Genomic DNA, 17,732 nt, shown 5'->3' with positions numbered 1-17,732 from the left:
TTATGACTCTGAACTTTCTAATTCAAAATGCTGTTTACCTTCAGGTAATGGACGAGGGGTATTATCATCGTTTACCGCAACATAGGTAAACACTGCATCCGTCGCTTGATAACGTTGACCTACTGGATGAGTTGCTACCTTCTTTACCCATACTTCAATATTGATGGTGATTGAGCTTTTACCTGTTTTTAAACAGCGAGCATAGCAGCAAACCACATCACCAACAGCAACAGGCTTTTGAAATTTAATACCATTGACTGCTACTGTAACTACGCGACCTAAAGCAATCTCTTTTGCTAAAATAGCACCACCAATGTCCATTTGAGACATTAGCCATCCACCAAAAATATCGCCATTCGCATTCGTATCTGAAGGCATCGCTAAAGTACGTAAAACTAGTTCACCGTTAGGTAATTGCATATCCAACTCTTTGTTAAAATTAAATAATGACTATGATTCATTGCTGTTTATAGCAAACAATCGTTAGCATAGTAAACTACAAGGATACATTCAGTCACGATGATTTGTAACAAATCACAACGATAGGTAAAAAAAAGCTGCGACAATGCGCAGCTTATTTATATGGTTGATAATCCAAAAGAGTTTATTACTCTTCAGGCTTCTCCGTATGGGGTTCTTTAATCATATGTTTGAAAATATACACCACACTGAGAATAGTAAAAATTAAAGTTGCTGCGGTTAGTCCGAAGACTTTAAAGTTTACCCAGACATCTTGAGCCATCCAAAATGCGACATAAATATTAATCCCTGAACATGCGATAAAAAATATCGCCCACGCAGTATTCAATTTTAACCAGTAACTATCGTCTAGCTTAATTTCTTGATTACTGCCCAGCATCCTTTGAATAATCGGCTTTTTAGTGAACCACTGGCTAATTAATAATGCTAACGCGAACAGACCATAAATAATGGTCACTTTCCATTTAATAAATGCATCGCTATGGAAAATAAGCGTTAATGCTGCAAATGCCATGACAATGACACAGGTAATTTTAGCCACTTTTTCGACTTTCTTATAAATAAGGTAAGTCGCCAGTAAAGCAAGAGGCGTCGTGACCATTAAGGCACCACTGGCATAAAAAATATCATATCTTTTGTAAACAATAAAAAAGATAACTAGTGGAATAAAATCAATAAGTTGTTTCATAACAGTGGATTCAGATCCTTGACGTAAATATATTCAACTTAAACATAGTGGAATAGTTTAACGTATTTTGTGGAGATTGTTAAAAGTTTGCGGTTATTTATCCATAATTGATGGCGATAATCTATCGAATTTTCACTATTTTACCTTTATTTGACTTACTCCTAGATAAACTTTATTAGTTCGGATATAAATAGTCTATACAATAAATTAACTTGCTAATTTTTAGAGATTTTTCATCCATGATAAAGGCTAGGTTATATAGTTGGATGCCAGGTTTGCAGACGCTATTTAATTATCAATTGGCGGATTTGGGGCCGGATATTAAAGCAGGGCTATCCGTTGCAGCAGTGGCATTACCTGTTGCTATAGCCTATGCCGAACTGATGGGGATCAATGCTATTGTTGGGTTGTATGCGTGCGTTTTACCCATGCTGATGTACGCCTTATTCGGTACATCAAAACAACTGATTATTGGTCCTGATGCCGCAACCTGTGCGGTGATCGCAGCTGCCGTAGCGCCTTTGGCGATGGGCGATGAAAATATCCGCTGGCAGCTGATTATTGTGATGAGTTTAATGACGGGAGTCTGGTGTTTAATTGCCGCTAGATTCCGTTTCGGTATGTTTGCAGATTTTTTATCTGGACCAATTTTACAAGGCTTACTTAATGGCGTGGCATTAACCATTGTCGTCAGCCAATTAGGTAAAATTTTTGGTATTAATTCTTTGCCCTCAGGATTTATTGAGCGACTTGTTGCTTTCCCACTCTCATTATCAGAAACCCATATTCCTACATTTATTGTTGCAGCACTCACTTTAGTGGTGACCATTTTTATCAAGCGGGTGCGTAGCAAGTGGCCTTCGTTACTGATTGCAATGGTATTAGCAACAGGGGCGAGTATGCTTTTTAATCTTGAACAATATGGCATCCATACAGTAGGTAATTTAGGCGATGGTTTGCCTTTTATTGGTACGCCTGATTTTGCACCAGGATTGCTTCGTGACTTGGTCACACCATCCTTAAACTTAGCGGTTATCAGTTTTGTGAGCTTCATGATGACGGCTCGAAGTTTTGCGAGTAAGAATGGCTATGCTGTGGATGCAGATCAAGAATTAAGGGCATTGGGGATTGCGAATATTGCATCGGCACTCTCTCAAGGATTTGCCGTGAGTGCCGCGAGTAGCCGCACTGCGGTAAATGATATGATGGGCGGAAAAACCCAAATGGTTTCCGTGGTGGCGGCATTAAGTATTTTAGTTGTTTTATTATTTTCTGTGGATCTGCTCGGTTATATCCCTATGCCAGCATTAGGCATGGTGCTGATTATCTCCACATTTTCATTAATTAGCTTTCGCAGTATTTATGCGATGCGTAAGCGTAACAGACAAGCATTTTTCCTGTGCGTATTTACGCTTTGCGCGGTGTTACTTGTCGGGTTGATCAGTGGTGTAGGCTTTGCGGTGTTATTAGGATTATTGCAATTTATTCGCATTATTTTTAGGCCTACAGATCAGTTATTGGGTGTCGATGAGCAGGGAATGCTACATTCTATGAATCCAGATAATGAAATCCAGCCTGTCGATGATGTGCTGATTTATCGGTTTAATTCCCCATTAACCTATTTCAATGTTAACTATTTTAAAGAAAGACTGAATAAGCATATTGATAGTCAACATAAACGTCCTGCATGGGTAATAATCGATGCTGCGGTGAGTTTTACGCACAATGATGTCAGCGTTTTTTCGGCGTTAAATGATCTGGTCACATCGTTAAAATCTAAAGGCGTCACATTAGTTCTTGCAGGGCGACGTACATCACTTAATCGCTGGCTAGAGCAGAATAAAATTAATCGTTCAGATGATGATCTACTGGTAGTGCCTGATATCTACTTTGCAATCCGTTTAATTCAAAGTAAACAGCATATACAGCAAAAAAGTGTTGATGATCGTCAGAATGAGGAACACAGATTATTAGATTAAAGGCAAACAAAAGGGCGTACTTATACGCCCTTAAGAGATAAATAAAAACTTAGTTTTTATTGTTTGCTGGTTAGCATATATAAACGGAAAAAGTAAATTAATGCAAAAGCCGCCACCATATTGTTAGCCAAAAATGAAATTCCATTTAGGGCGATATGGTTAATCTGCAAATTACTCAAGATCACACTCACTAACATTTGTGTTGCCATCCAGATTAAAATCATCGGTACAGCCACTCGCCAATTTGCATAAGCCAGCTTCCAACTTTTCCCCATCGCGCCAAATGGATTTATTTTTTCGGTCATTAGAATGGCAGGAGCGAGAGAAAAGCCAATTGCCAATACAACTCCGGGTAAGACCATGAGGGTGATGCCTAATTGAATTAGGAGGGAACAGACGACTAAGAGCAGGAACATCGATGGAGCTTTACTCAGTGAGGAGACCAGCGCTTGAGTTCCCGTCATTGCCTCACCACGAGATAAACCTGCAATATAAGCGAGCACGCCACATATCAGGACTAAACTACCCAGTGTCACGGATAAAATCAAACCAAAAGACACTCGTAGAATGCTATTTTTCTCTTCTTCAGGCAAGTTAAGAACCCAGTTCTGCAACCCTGCATTGCCAGCTTCAAGGAGCTGACTTTGGGCTTCAACTAGGACACCAATCATTCGTTCATTGGGGATCAGTACCGCGTAAACAATAACGCTAACGACAGTGGCTAATAGCACGATGGTGAATAGGCCATTCAGCTGGTTTTTGAAAAAATTGACACTATCGCTGAAGAGTGAATTGGCCGAAATGGACATGTAACTGCTCCTATCTACAGACGGAATAAAAATTTGAGGGTGATTGTAACTGAGTATCTGGCTTAGAGGTAGAGAAAGATAAGAAAAGTCTGGGAGTTAATAGGCATGCGTGCATTGAATAACTAATCAGCGTAATTTTATGAATAAGATACACGCTTTAAAGATGTATTTTAAATATATATTTAAATTCGACATTAATTAACGTCAAATATAGAATCATTTTTTATTTTAATAGTTACTTGTTAAAAATTGATTCAAATCAAAATAGAAAAAATTAGTAATGGAATAATAAACTCAGATTTATCGCACTGTATATAAATTAGCAAAAGATGTGATCTTGATTTGAATATGGATTCTAATAATAGGCTATATTTTTGCTAAAATAATAAACATAGGAATGGGATTGACAATGAAAAAACTCACTGCGCTTGTATTAGCGGCTGCAACTTTAGCTCCAGCTGCTTCTTTTGCTCATGAAGCTGGCGACTTTTTATTTCGTGCGGGTACCGCAACAGTAAGACCAAATGCTGGCGGCGACGATGTTAAAATTAATGGCCTTGGCAATTTAGGTCATTTCGATGCAAATAATAATACCCAATTAGGTTTAACTTTCGGTTATATGATTACCGATAATATTGGTGTGGAATTATTAGCGGCAACTCCGTTTGAACACAAAGTCGGTACAGGTCCAACAGGTAATATTGCAAGTGTTAAGCATTTACCACCAACCTTAATGGCACAGTATTATTTCGGTAGCAAAGAAGATAAATTGCGTCCTTATTTAGGTGCTGGTATTAACTATACCTTCTTCTTTGATGAAAAATTCAATAATACAGGTAAAGCAGCTGGTCTTTCAGACTTAGATTTATCAAGCTCTTGGGGCTTTGCAGCTCAAGCAGGTATGGACTATATGCTTGATGAAAACTGGATGTTAAACGCCTCTGTATGGTGGATGAATATTGAAACGGATGTTAAATTTAAAGCGGGTGGCGAGCAATATAAAGTTGATACTCGTTTAGACCCATTTGTCTTTATGCTTGGTGTGGGTTACCGCTTCTAATATTTAAAGGATATAAGCAAGTTAACGCTTGAACTAATGGATTAGAAAGTAGTAAGAAATCCGGGAATAAATATATTCTCGGATTTTTTTGTTTTTACAGATAAATAATTTTCAAACGATATTATAAAATCACAATGTTAAAATTAATAAATAATCATTAACAAATTATAAACAAATTTAGCGTTCACTCCTAAGGAAATATAACTAAATTAAAATTGTTTAATTTGGAAAATTCTCTATTTATTAGTTTTGTGATGTAAGTTTTTGACACATTTAATATATTGAACTAAAGAAAAAATAAAAATAAAAAGCCATCAAATAGATGATGGCTAAATTAAAATAAAGTTAGGTAATTATTTCGCTGTGGCCGCTTTCATTTTAGAAACAAACTCCGTTAATTTATCGAGCATTACATTGGGTTGGTTTAGATTATTTTCAATAATTTTAACCACAGCAGAACCGGAAATTGCACCCGCAGCACCATTACGAATAGCTTCAGCAACTTGTGAGGGTTCTGAAATACCAAAACCTTGTAGAGCAGGGGCTGCACCATATTGTGTGAGCTTATTCACTAAATGGGTTAATGGCATTTGTGCTCGTTGCTCTGTGCCTGTCACTCCAGCGCGTGAAAGTAAATATGTATACCCCTGACTGTACTTGCCGATGTCTTGCAGTAATTCTTCATCTCCATTTGGTGGGCAGATAAAGATTGGAGCAATACCATGGGCGGCTGCGGACTCACGAAATGGCTTAGATTCGCGCATTGGAACATCGGCAACTAAAACCGAATCAACACCAGCTTGTTGGCAACGTTGATAAAAATTATCGATACCATTAGAAAACACTAAATTTGCATACACTAATAAGCCGATTGGCATCTCTGGATGCTTAGCGCGAATTCGCTTTAATAGTTCAAAACAGAGAGTCGGCGTAATTTCGCTTTTAAAAGCTCTTAGGTTTGCATTTTGAATGGTAGGACCATCCGCTAAAGGATCAGAAAAAGGGATACCAATTTCAAGAGCATCAGCACCACCTGCAATTAAGGCATCCACAATCTTTAATGATTGCTCAGCATCGGGATCACCCAACGTCACAAAAGGGACGAATGCGCCTTGGTTTTTATTCTCTAGGCGTTGAAAAAGTTGAGTATAACGTTCCATTAGATTTCCCCTTTGCTAGCCAAAATATCATGCACAGTAAAAATGTCTTTATCGCCACGTCCGGATAGGTTGACGATCAACAATTGTTCTTTATTTGGTTCTTGCTCTGCCATTTTTAATGCGTAAGCGAGGGCATGGGAAGACTCTAATGCGGGAATAATACCTTCTTTACGGGAAAGTAGCTTAAATGCATTTAGGGCTTCATCATCAGTAATTGAAACGTATTCAGCGCGCCCAATACTGTTTAAATGTGCATGCTGTGGGCCAACTGAGGGAAAATCTAGCCCAGCAGAAATAGAGTAAGATTCCTCAATTTGTCCTTCAGACGTTTGCATCATGGGTGATTTCATTCCGAAATAGATCCCGACTCGTCCATGTTTTAGAGGCGCTCCATGTTGTCCGGACTCGATACCTAATCCTGCGGGCTCAACACCAATCAGACCGACATTCTCTTCAGGTATAAAAGATGCAAATAAACCGATAGCATTAGATCCGCCGCCAATACAGGCGATCACGGCATCAGGTAAGCGACCCTCTCTGTCTAAGATTTGTTGCTTAGCTTCATCACCAATCATCCGCTGAAATTCGCGTACAATGGTTGGATAGGGATGGGGGCCTGCGGCGGTACCCAGTAAATAGTGGGCTTTATCATAGCTACCAGACCAGTCTCTTAATGCTTCATTACAGGCATCTTTTAATGTGGCTGAGCCGCTATGAACAGGGATCACTTCAGCCCCCATGAGTTTCATGCGAAATACATTAGGAGACTGACGCTCAACATCTTTTGCTCCCATATAGATACGGCATTTCATATTCAATAAAGCACAAGCTAGAGCTGTTGCTACACCGTGTTGGCCTGCACCTGTTTCGGCAATAATTTCACTTTTACCCATGCGTTTTGCCAATAAAGCTTGCCCTAAAACCTGATTAGTTTTATGAGCCCCGCCATGGAGTAAATCCTCGCGTTTTAGGTACAGTTTAGTTTTTGTACCGGCGGTGAGATTACGGCACAACGTTAATGCGGTTGGACGACCCGCATAGTTTTTCAGTAAGTCATGAAATTCAGTTAAAAAGTCTGGGTCACTTTGCGCTTCAATAAAGGCATCTTCAAGTTGGTTGAGTGCTGGGATTAAAATCTCTGGGACGTATTGTCCGCCAAACTCACCGAAATAGGGGTCTAATTTGCTCATTGTCTGTTATCCATTTTATACGTTATTCATTGTTCGTTAGTTGACTATTAACTTACCGAACGAGCGCTTTTTAGCGAAGTAAAAACTTGATTAATTTTTTGCTCAGATTTAATGCCAGGTTCGACTTCAACACCGGAATTAAAATCTAATCCGTTGCAGACCAGCTGTGCAGCATGCTGGCAGTTTTCAGGTGTTAGCCCGCCTGCAATCATTAATTTATATTGGCTATGTTTAGGGATTGATGACCAATCAAATGTCTCTCCTGTTCCACCAGCACCGTTATCCAGCAGTAAAATATCAATCAATGGGGTGTCGTACTCTGCTAGTTGAGCTTGGGACATATTCACAGCTTTCCAGATTTGGCAGTGCGTAGGTAACAGCTGACGTAATTGCTCAATATAGGGATTATCTTCATTGCCATGGAGTTGTACTGCGTGCAGAGCGAGTTGTTGTGCAATGTGCGCGACAAAATCGACAGATTGATTACGAAAAACGCCGACATAGTGAAGTGGTGCAGAATGAATAATCTGCTTCGCTTGTGACAGTGTCACTTTTCGTGGTGACTGTTCTGCAAAAATAAGCCCGCCAAACATCGCTCCAGCATCGAAAGCTGATTTAGCGTCTTGCTCTCGGGTTAAACCACACACTTTATGCTCGCCCACCAGTAAATTACGTAATGCTTGCTGCAAGTCTGTTTGCTCCATGAGTGCGCTGCCAATCAGAAAACCATTGGCGACATCTTTGAGAGCTTGAATATGCTGGTGCTGATGAATTCCAGATTCACTGATAACAATAGTTTCAGCGGACAGCTGCGGTGCTAATTGACGAGTACGATTGAGATCAATAGACAGGTCTCGTAAGTCGCGATTATTAATTCCTACTACTTTGGATTTCAGCGTAATTGCGCGTTGCAACTCATCCTCATTACTCACTTCGGTTAATACGCCCATATTGAGTTGATGAGCAACGTCCGCCAGTAAAATGTATTGTTCATCGTTTAATACTGAGAGCATCAGTAAAATCGCATCCGCTTGGTAATAGCGAGCAAGATAAATTTGATAAGGGTCAACAATAAAATCTTTGCACAGTACGGGTTGAGCCACGGTGTTACTGACAATCGTCAGATACTCCATATTTCCTTGGAAATATTTTTCATCGGTTAATACTGAAATAGCAGATGCATAGGGAGCATAAATACTGGCAATTTCAGCGGGATCAAAATTTTCTCGAATTAAACCTTTTGATGGAGAGGCTTTTTTACACTCCAGAATAAAAACAGGACGTTTGGCCTGTAACGCAGTGTAAAAACTGCGTTGACTCGGTTGTATTTGGGACTGAAAACTGCTTAATGGTTGGCGCGCTTTGCGTTCCACCAAATACACCATTTTATCGTCAACAATCTTTTGTAATACAGTGCCTTTCATCTTAATGCTCCCTTGCAGCTAGTGCTGTCACACGGCTAAATGCCTTTCCACTACGAATAATATTAAGTGCGTGTTCGCTGTTTTCTTTTAAATCTTCATAACCATTAATGCGCAATAACATAGCAACATTGGCAGCAACGGCAGCTTCATGAGCGGCTTGACCGTGGCCTTGTAATAATTGAGTGAGTAAGATGCGGTTTTCGTCCGGCGTACCGCCTTCTAAATCTTTCAATTGATACGGTGCTAACCCAAAATCCTCAGCGGTGAGGATATATTGGTGTACCTCACCATTTTTTAGCTCGGCAACGTGGGTGGGTGCATGTAATGAAACTTCATCCATCCCTCCACTGTGTACCACAGCTGCACGTGTAAACCCAAGCATTTGCATTGTTTTTGCTACAGGTTCTACAAGAGAATCTTGGTAAACACCGACCAATGATAAAGGTGGTCGAGCAGGGTTAATCAATGGACCCAGAACATTAAATAGCGTTCGCGTTTTTAATTGAGTTCGTACCGGCGCGGCATGACGAAAACCACTGTGGTATTGCGGTGCGAATAAGAAACAAATACCTAATTCATCCAGTGCATCGCGAGCACTCTGTGCACTTAAATCTAACGCGATCCCAAATGCAGCTAATAGATCCGATGAACCTGAGCGGCTGGATACGCTGCGATTACCGTGTTTTGCCACTTTAATTCCACACTCTGCGGCAACAAATGCGCTCGCTGTTGAGATATTGATGCTGTTTGCACCATCGCCACCGGTACCAACGATATCGCTGAATAGGTAATCAGGACGAGGAAACGGCTGAGCATTTTCTAAGCAGGCTAATGCAGCACCTGCAATTTCTTGTGGTTGTTCACCACGCATTTTCATGCTGATTAATACGGCGGCCAATTGGGCCTCAGTCAGTTCACCCTGAATAATGGCGTTAAATAAATACTGGCTCTCTTGCTGTGTTAATGCTTGAGCTTTAAATAATTTGTCATAAATATTTTGCATGATTGGCTCTCTCTGTCCCATTAGTGCGAATGTGATGTTGTTTTCTTGGGGGTAGAAAGAGCCCACGCCACCGTATTTTCTAACAACTGCTTTCCTTGTGTGGTTAAGATAGATTCCGGATGAAATTGGAATCCGCACACTCGCTGTTCATCATTACGTACTGCCATAACCATGCCATTGGATTGTGCACAGATGGTTAATGCCTCTGGGATCTGGCTTCCGACTAAGGAGTGATAACGTGCCACTGAAATTGGATTTTCTAATCCTGCAAACATAGCTTGTTCATCATGAGTTGCCATAGAAGCTTTGCCATGTAAGATTTCTCCTGCGGGAGAGACCAATCCGCCATAAGCTTCCACTATCGCTTGATGCCCTAAGCAAATCCCAATAACTGGGATAGTGCCTTTTACTTTATGTAAGACTTCCGGCATACAGCCTGCTTCACTTGGTTTTCCCGGACCTGGCGATAGCACAAGAATGGGATTTTCCAATGCCTTCAGTACCGTTAAAATATGCTCAGCACAAACGGTGTTACGGTAAATAACCACTTGATGACCGCTAGCACGTAATTGATCTACAAGGTTATAAGTAAAGGAGTCAACGTTATCGAGCAGTAAGATATTTGCCATTAGAATAACTCCTCAACTTGATGGGCTTGGGCAATAGCTCTGATCACCGCACGTGCTTTATTTCGGGTTTCATCCGCTTCTGCTTGTGGGGAAGAATCCAGCACGACACCACCGCCTGCTTGTACAGTCGCCACACCATTTTCGACATAAGCTGAGCGGATCACGATGCAGGTATCAAAATCACCTTTACCATTAAAGTAGCCCACTGCACCGCCATAGGAGCCACGACGCTCTTGCTCACACAGTGCAATTAATTGCATCGCTTTTACCTTGGGTGCGCCAGTGAGTGTGCCCATATTCATGCAGGCTTGATAAGCATGAAAAACATCTAAATCGTGACGTAATGTGCCAACAACATGGGAAACTAAATGCATGACAAAAGAGTAGCGATCAACTTTGGTCAAATTGTCGACATAGCGGCTACCAGCTTCACAAATTCGAGCTAAATCATTACGGGCTAAGTCCACCAGCATAATGTGTTCAGCCAACTCTTTTTCATCGGTGCGCATTGCCAACTCGATACGGCTATCTAAATCTAAATCAATTTCGCCCAGAGCATTACGACCGCGAGGACGAGTACCCGCAATAGGGTAAATTTCAACAAGACGCGTTTGGGTGTTATATTTTAGTGCGCTTTCAGGAGAGGCGCCGAACAGAGTGAAATCGTTGTCTTGCATATAAAACATATATGGGCTAGGGTTTTGCGCCTTGAGTTTTTGGTAAGCGATTAGGGGCTCTGCGCAAGGCATACTGAATTTACGTGATGGTACAACTTGGAAAATATCACCGCGATAAATGGCTTCTTTGAGTGTATTCACCACGGTGCGGTACTCATCATCTTCTTTATTGGTGGTGACAGAAAAAGTTGATTTTTCACCTAATGGTAAAGCGGGTAAAAAAGGGCGGCACAAAGCAATAATCTGGCTGTGACGCTGGTGGATGTTTTCGATAGTTGCCTGGTCATGGGTGAACAATAGCGTTTTCAGGCGGGCGGCTTGGTTCTGATGGTCGATCACTAAATAATGTTCGGCGACAAAAAAACAAAAATCTGGACATTGATTTGTCGTTTTAACCTCCGGCAATGCTTCAAAGTTAGCAACGAGGTCATAAGCAAATAAACCGCCCATAAATAGCATTTCAGGTTTGGTCAAATAAGCTTGCGCTAAAGCAGGTAATGCCCGTAAGACATCAAGGCATGATGCGCTTTTCAAACGATTATCTTCATCAAGTTGATTATCTGGTGAGGAAAATGAGACCGTCAAGTGGTCAGCACAGATTTCAGAGCTTGCCATGTGATCTGCTAATTGATCTTGGATTAATGGCAGCAATGCTTGGCCATTTTCAGTTAAGGCTTCAATTTCTACGCGTTGACCAAACGCACGGATACGTAGGGCGCTATCAACAATCAGCAAGCTTTGAAGATTCGCTTTATTTGTCACTTCTGCTGATTCTAATAACATAGAGGCAGGCTTATTCTGGCATAAGTGATTAAATAGCAACGTTGGATCCGGTTGATAGTTTATTGGGCTATCCAGATGATTAAAATGTGCTAATGTTGTGTTTTGTTTATTCATTTTCTTGCCTTAAGCTAATTTTAGACATAAAAAAACCCGTCAGTTGAGGACGGGTTAGGCACTGAGGCATTAATAATCTATGCGTGTGCGGCTTCCGCCCAATTTGGGAAGTCGCGCCACCAACGATTTGATAAATTTAATACGCTCATAGAATGCCTCACTGGATAACTAAATTGATTTTAATCTTAACTAATCTTGCGTACTAGTAAACTGGATCGCGATGATTGTGTCAACCGCTATTTGTATTTATTTTAAATTTTCGTTAATTCGAAAATGGAGACGATAAAATTATGTCGCAAGAGTCGACGTCAATACTGACTCGCTATGACTTACATAGCCATACGAACGCTTCAGATGGAGATCTAACCCCCGCTGAGCTGGTCGAGCGTGCGATACAAATGGGAGTCAACATTTTATCCATTACTGACCACGATACTTGCGACGGCTTAATTGCGGCAAGAAATTATGTCGCAGAAACTCAACGCCCGTTGACGTTGGTCAATGGTGTAGAGCTTTCCACATTGTGGGAAAATATTGAAATTCATATTGTAGGATTAAATTTTTCACCTTCGCATACGGCGATGGCGTCTTTACTGAATGCGCAATCTCAACGCCGACTAGAGCGTGGAATTGAAATGGGGCGTCGATTACAAAAAGCAGGTATTGACGATGCATGGGAAAATGCCCAAGCACTTTCTGGTGGAGGGCAGGTAACACGCGCCCATTTTGCACAATATATTGTTAAAATTGGCAAAGAAAAAACCATTAATAATGTATTTAAACGCTACCTTTCCAAAGGAAAAACCGGATATGTACCTGCGCAGTGGTGCAGTATTCAAGACTCTATAGACGCTATTCATGCTGCGGGCGGGGTCGCTGTGCTCGCACATCCATCAAAATATCAGCTGTCTAATAAGTGGCTTAAACGGTTAATTGCACATTTTAAAGAGTGTGGCGGGGATGCCATGGAGGTATCTCATTGCCAACAGCCAGCGAATGAAAAACGGTTTTTAGGTGAGTTAGCCTTGTCTGCGGAGTTAAAAACATCTGTTGGTTCAGATTTCCATCGACCTTGTTCTTGGATTGAGATTGGGCGTAATTTATGGTTACCCGATGATGAACAAGCCGTTTGGACACTTTGGGATCAGATAAAAACCGCATAATCATCTGAATATCGCCTAATTTATTGATGGAACATAGATTGGGTGTAAAATAGTTCACATAAAAATTGTTTCGTTTAACCACTGCCATGATGGCAAATTGAATGTGCTGTGGTTGTATTATTTAGCAAGTAGATAGTGCCATTTTTAGGTCATTTACCGGATGATGCTGTCGATATTAAAGATCAGAGGTCACTATGAGCCAGTTTTTTTATATCCATCCGGACAATCCACAGGCGAGGTTGATCAGCCAAAGTGTTGATATCTTGAATAAAGGTGGAGTTGTCGTTTATCCAACAGATTCAGGTTACGCCATTGGTTGTCGTTTAGAAGACAAAGATGCCCTTCAACGTATTTGCCGTATCCGTCAATTGGATGCGAACCATAACTTTACATTAATGTGTCGTGACCTCTCGGAAATATCAAACTATGCCCATGTTGACAACACGGTATTTAGATTGATTAAAAATAATACGCCGGGTAACTATACGTTTATCCTGAAAGGCACAAAAGAAGTCCCTCGCCGTTTGATGAACGAAAAGAAAAAAACCATTGGTTTACGCGTACCATCCAACCCAATTGCCCGTGATTTATTAGAAGCGGTTGGTGAACCATTAATGTCGACGAGCTTAATTTTGCCGGGGGATGATTTTACGCAATCTGATCCTGAAGAAATTCGTGACTTACTCGATAAGCAAGTGGATTTAGTGATCCACGGTGGTTATATCGGGCAAAAACCAACAACAGTCATTGATTTTACTGATGATGTTCCAGTTGTTGTCCGTGTCGGAACTGGGGACCCAACCCCGTTTGAATAAGCCCAGTTAAGCCGAAGATTAGTAATAGGGGATTAAGATAAACCTGTGTATAATGCGCAGGTTTTCAAATTCATCACTTTTTGCTGATTGAGCGAGAAGTTATTTGACGCCTGTGAAGGCGACAACTGAGGATCTTATGAGTTCTAAACCGCAACAAACTGAAAAATTACAAAAAATTCTTGCCCGCTCTGGGCATGGTTCCCGCCGAGAAATTGAAGGCTTTCTGAAAGAAGGCCGCATTAGTGTTGATGGTAAAATGGCCACATTAGGTGACCGAGTTGAAGTTACAACATCAACTAAAATTCGTCTTGATGGCCGCCTATTAACAATCAGAGAGCCAGAAAAAGACATTTGCCGTGTAATGGCATATTACAAACCTGAAGGGGAATTGTGTACACGCCATGACCCTGAAGGTCGTCCAACGGTATTTACGCGTTTACCAAAATTAACTGGAGCACGTTGGATTGCTGTGGGTCGTTTGGATGTGAATACAAGTGGATTACTGTTATTCACGACGGATGGTGAATTAGCTAACCGTTTAATGCATCCAAGCCGTGAAGTTGAGCGTGAATATGCAGTACGCGTATTCGGTGAAATCACGGATGCAAAAATTCGCCAGTTAACCATGGGCGTCCAATTAGAAGATGGTCCAGCCTCATTTAAAACGGTTTCATTCCGTGGTGGTGAGGGAATGAACCAATGGTATAACGTGACATTAACTGAGGGACGTAACCGTGAAGTTCGTCGCCTATGGGAAGCGGTTGGTGTGCAAGTTAGCCGATTAATTCGTGTTCGCTATGGTGATATTGACCTACCAAAAGGCTTGCCGCGGGGTGGTTGGACCGAGTTAGGATTAGAGCAAACTAACTATTTAAGAGAGTTAGTTGGTTTGTCTGTTGAAACTGAAAGTAAAGTTGCCGTTGAGCGAGATCAACGTCGACTCAAAGCTAATCAGATTCGCCGTGCAGTAAAAAGACATACTCAAGTCGCATCGCGTCCAGCATCAAAACGACAAGCTTCTCGACCTACGGCAAAAAAACGTACTCGAGCTTAATTAAATCGTTTTTGAAATATTATGAAGGCTATGGTGATTACCATAGCTTTTTTTTATGCCTTAATTTAACCTGATTAGGTTGAATAATGATCTTATTTGGCTTATGTGTTCATTTATTTTATTTAAAAACAATAAAAAATAAATTACTAATACTAATTATCTGTTTCAATGAAATAAATTGAATAACTTTTTTATATATCTAATGCTGCGAAATTATACATTGTAGTTATTAGCGTTTGAATTAAATAGTGGATTATTAATTTTAATCGGGTTTTGTCACAAAGTTGCATTTTTATTTTGTTAAAACTACGTATTTAATATATTTTTAACAAAGCTCAATTATTAAAAGGTTCTAAGACTTCATGCAATGTTTAAAATCAGCAAAATGGCTGGCATTATTCAGTCTTGGTACAACCAGTTGCGATGTACACCAACCCTCAGTATCTGAAAATGGGAGATTTTTTTACGCTAATGAATCCTCTGATAATTATAGTTTCTTACTTGATGATAAACCCGCGGTTATTCCTAAATATACAGTAGGCAGTTTGATGCTAAAGCCGGGATTACATTCAATGACCATAAACGGAGGTAAAGTTATTCATTTTATGGTTTACCCTGGAAATAAAGGGGGAATATTAAATCCTCAAAGAAATTTTTATTACACGTATAATTTTATTTATGGAAATAATGGAATTTCATCTATCTATCATTTAACAGTTCAAGAATTAGTGGTTGGGGATTATTTATTAAAAGGCAGATTACATAGCAGCAATAGCTATGTAATCGATAATAATGTTTTTAATTGTGATTATCCCATAGGGACAAAAATTCCGGAAAATTTAGACTCATCAACTACTGTGAGTAAAGTTAAAACAAAATGTTTCTCTCGAGAAGAATTAATAAAAAACCTTACAGAAGGTGAGATATTTATATCCCAGATGCTAGCGAGAAAAGGTGTTTTTTCACGAGATGAATCCGTTACATTATCATTCGAATATCCGTTAAATCGTCCAGATTTTCGAGATGAGAATATTCAGTATTATGCGGATAATGTGATGGAAATTGTTAAGGTGTATCGAGAGTCTACAAACCCAAGCCAAAAGCAAGATTTTTATAATCAATATCATACGATAGTCTTAAAAATGGTAGAGATTTATGACACGTGGGGAAGTGACGGTGTCTGTGTTGAAGAAAAACAAAAATATGAGGATTTTATGGTACAAACACGTGCAATTTTTAGTGCAGGCACATTAATTCAATAATAATGATAGCGATTATTGTGTTATATGCCTGAACTGAGGATAAGTTACCAATCAATACCTTTTTGAGCTTTAATTCCTACATCAAAAGCGTGTTTTACTGGGCGCATTTCTGTCACTGTATCTGCCAAATCTAGCAATTCCCGATGGCAAGCTCGGCCTGTAATAATCACTGACTGATTTTCTGGTCGAAGCGCTAATGCATTAATAACGTCAGAAATAGGAAGATAATGATAACTCACCATATACGTGAGTTCATCGAGGACCACTAAGTCATATTGTGGGTCTTGCAGCAGCTGTAATGCATTGTGCCATGTTTCTAAACAGGCTTGTGTATCTGTTTGCTTATTTTGAGTTTCCCATGTAAACCCTGTCGCCATTACATGAAATGGTACGCCTAAAGGTTCAAGAATATTGCGCTCACCGTTATCCCAATTCCCTTTAATGAATTGGACAACGGCGGCTTTTTTTCCATGACCGATTGCACGACATACCGTACCAAATGCTGCCGTTGTCTTACCTTTGCCATTTCCCGTATAGACAATGACAATGCCGCGTTCCAGTTGCGCTGCTTCAATACGTTCGTCAACTTTTTGCTTCAAACGCTGTTGACGTTCGCCATGTCGGTCTTGGCTCATTGTTTACTCCGCTTTAATTGGCTTCAGGCTAGGTTGTGCATCTACGCTTGTGCCTGTTTGACCTAAACTATCATCACCCATTAAATAAAGGTAGGTTGGCATAATATCGGCTGGCGTTTTTAATGTTGTTGGATCTTCATTAGGGGCAGCGCCAGCGCGCATTGCTGTACGGGTCCGTCCTGGATTAATGCAATTAACACGTAAGGTTGAATCTTTATATTCATCCGCTAATACTTGCATTAAACCTTCTGTGGCAAATTTAGATACTGCATAAACGCCCCAATTAGCTCGCCCTTGTTTTCCAACACTCGAACTGGTGAAAATTAATGAAGCCTGTGGTGCTTTGAGTAATAAAGGAAGCAATGCTTGCGTTAACATAAAGCCTGCATTGACGTTGATCTGCATGACATCATGCCAAATGTGGGGAGGTTGTTCTGTTATTGGTGCAATGACACCAAGCGCTCCAGCACTGTGTAAAACACCATCAAGATGAGAATGTTGTTTTGCGATATTGCTGGCGATAGTTTGACAATCTTCGCTGGTCGCATTAAGTAAGTCAATCAGGTGAGTTTCAGCCGTTTTTCCTGTTAAATCAAAAATATGTTTTTTCACAGCATCTAATTTTTGTGGGTTTCTGCCCAATAAGATTACTGAGGCGCCAAAGCGTGCATAAGTTAATGCAGCTTCTTGACCTATACCATCAGTCGCGCCGGTAATTAAGATAGTTTTACCATTTAAAAGATCTTGTCTAGGCTGATAATGAAGCATATTTTTTCCTATCGTATTTATTCGCGGTGATAGTTATCA

At 40.4% G+C, this 17,732-nt stretch carries 15 protein-coding genes, 1 pseudogene and 1 other annotated feature; of the genes and pseudogenes, 6 read left to right on the top strand and 10 right to left on the bottom strand.

The features are described 5' to 3' along the window. Both yciA and EL244_RS09520 read right to left on the bottom strand, forming a co-directional pair. Positions 1–420 carry an acyl-CoA thioester hydrolase YciA gene (yciA, locus tag EL244_RS09525; protein ID WP_006812902.1) on the bottom strand — a complete coding sequence of 140 codons (420 nt, stop codon included), beginning with the start codon at positions 418–420 and terminating at the stop codon, positions 1–3. 187 nt (positions 421–607) lie between these two features. Further along, a complete protein-coding gene (locus EL244_RS09520) occupies positions 608–1,168 on the bottom strand; it encodes a septation protein A (protein WP_006812903.1) in 561 nt (186 codons plus the stop codon). Between the two features lie 239 nt (positions 1,169–1,407). Here EL244_RS09520 and EL244_RS09515 point away from each other — a divergent pair, with 239 nt between their 5' ends. Beyond that, a complete protein-coding gene (locus EL244_RS09515) occupies positions 1,408–3,147 on the top strand; it encodes a SulP family inorganic anion transporter (RefSeq protein WP_126460517.1) in 1,740 nt (579 codons plus the stop codon). 56 nt (positions 3,148–3,203) lie between these two features. Here EL244_RS09515 and EL244_RS09510 read toward each other — a convergent pair whose 3' ends face one another. After that, on the bottom strand, positions 3,204–3,956 hold the full coding sequence (locus EL244_RS09510) for a YciC family protein (protein WP_126460514.1): 753 nt from the start codon (positions 3,954–3,956) through the stop codon (positions 3,204–3,206). Between the two features lie 409 nt (positions 3,957–4,365). Here EL244_RS09510 and ompW point away from each other — a divergent pair, with 409 nt between their 5' ends. Next, positions 4,366–5,016 (top strand): outer membrane protein OmpW, encoded by a 651-nt coding sequence (ompW, locus tag EL244_RS09505; RefSeq protein WP_039854030.1) that lies wholly within the window; start codon positions 4,366–4,368, stop codon positions 5,014–5,016. A 353-nt stretch (positions 5,017–5,369) separates the two neighbouring features. On the opposite strand, the gene trpA is transcribed toward ompW, so the two are convergent. From trpA to EL244_RS09475, 5 genes and pseudogenes are all read right to left on the bottom strand, one after another. Next, positions 5,370–6,176 carry a tryptophan synthase subunit alpha gene (gene trpA / locus EL244_RS09500; protein ID WP_126460511.1) on the bottom strand — a complete coding sequence of 269 codons (807 nt, stop codon included), beginning with the start codon at positions 6,174–6,176 and terminating at the stop codon, positions 5,370–5,372. Continuing rightward, a complete protein-coding gene (gene trpB, locus EL244_RS09495; RefSeq protein ID WP_006812908.1) occupies positions 6,176–7,366 on the bottom strand; it encodes a tryptophan synthase subunit beta in 1,191 nt (396 codons plus the stop codon). Before trpB ends, trpA begins: the two co-directional genes overlap by 1 nt. A 47-nt stretch (positions 7,367–7,413) precedes the next feature. Further along, positions 7,414–8,790, bottom strand: a complete 1,377-nt coding sequence (gene trpCF / locus EL244_RS09490; RefSeq protein ID WP_126460508.1) for a bifunctional indole-3-glycerol-phosphate synthase TrpC/phosphoribosylanthranilate isomerase TrpF — start codon at positions 8,788–8,790, stop codon at positions 7,414–7,416. Between the two features lies 1 nt (position 8,791). Continuing rightward, positions 8,792–10,422 (bottom strand): annotated as a pseudogene (trpD, locus tag EL244_RS18020) (bifunctional anthranilate synthase glutamate amidotransferase component TrpG/anthranilate phosphoribosyltransferase TrpD). Next, on the bottom strand, positions 10,422–11,996 hold the full coding sequence (locus tag EL244_RS09475; protein ID WP_126460502.1) for an anthranilate synthase component 1: 1,575 nt from the start codon (positions 11,994–11,996) through the stop codon (positions 10,422–10,424). The pseudogene trpD and the gene EL244_RS09475 overlap by 1 nt, the downstream one beginning before the upstream one ends. A 26-nt stretch (positions 11,997–12,022) precedes the next feature. Continuing rightward, positions 12,023–12,124 (bottom strand) — a sequence feature (Trp leader region). A gap of 162 nt (positions 12,125–12,286) precedes the next feature. On the opposite strand from EL244_RS09475, the gene rnm reads away from it, so the two are divergent. The 4 genes from rnm (at position 12,287) to EL244_RS09455 (ending at position 16,290) form a co-directional block, all read left to right on the top strand. Further along, on the top strand, positions 12,287–13,159 hold the full coding sequence (rnm, locus tag EL244_RS09470) for an RNase RNM (RefSeq protein ID WP_126460499.1): 873 nt from the start codon (positions 12,287–12,289) through the stop codon (positions 13,157–13,159). Positions 13,160–13,353: 194 nt separating this feature from the next. Then, positions 13,354–13,974 (top strand): L-threonylcarbamoyladenylate synthase, encoded by a 621-nt coding sequence (locus EL244_RS09465; RefSeq protein WP_006812914.1) that lies wholly within the window; start codon positions 13,354–13,356, stop codon positions 13,972–13,974. A gap of 136 nt (positions 13,975–14,110) precedes the next feature. Then, positions 14,111–15,028: a 23S rRNA pseudouridine(2605) synthase RluB gene (gene rluB, locus EL244_RS09460; protein WP_039854032.1), complete on the top strand. Its 918-nt coding sequence runs from the start codon at positions 14,111–14,113 to the stop codon at positions 15,026–15,028. Between the two features lie 362 nt (positions 15,029–15,390). After that, entirely contained in the window at positions 15,391–16,290 is a 900-nt protein-coding gene (locus tag EL244_RS09455) for a hypothetical protein (protein WP_126460496.1), read from the top strand. A gap of 44 nt (positions 16,291–16,334) precedes the next feature. On the opposite strand, the gene cobO is transcribed toward EL244_RS09455, so the two are convergent. After that, positions 16,335–16,925, bottom strand: coding sequence for a cob(I)yrinic acid a,c-diamide adenosyltransferase (gene cobO, locus EL244_RS09450; RefSeq protein WP_126460493.1), 591 nt, complete (start codon positions 16,923–16,925; stop codon positions 16,335–16,337). Positions 16,926–16,928: 3 nt separating this feature from the next. Next, positions 16,929–17,693, bottom strand: a complete 765-nt coding sequence (locus EL244_RS09445) for a YciK family oxidoreductase (protein ID WP_112836831.1) — start codon at positions 17,691–17,693, stop codon at positions 16,929–16,931. Positions 17,694–17,732 lie beyond the last annotated feature (39 nt).

The organism is Providencia rustigianii (genome assembly GCF_900637755.1).
Taxonomy (GTDB): Bacteria; Pseudomonadota; Gammaproteobacteria; order Enterobacterales; family Enterobacteriaceae; genus Providencia; species Providencia rustigianii.
This window is presented reverse-complemented; position numbering and strand designations above follow the sequence as displayed.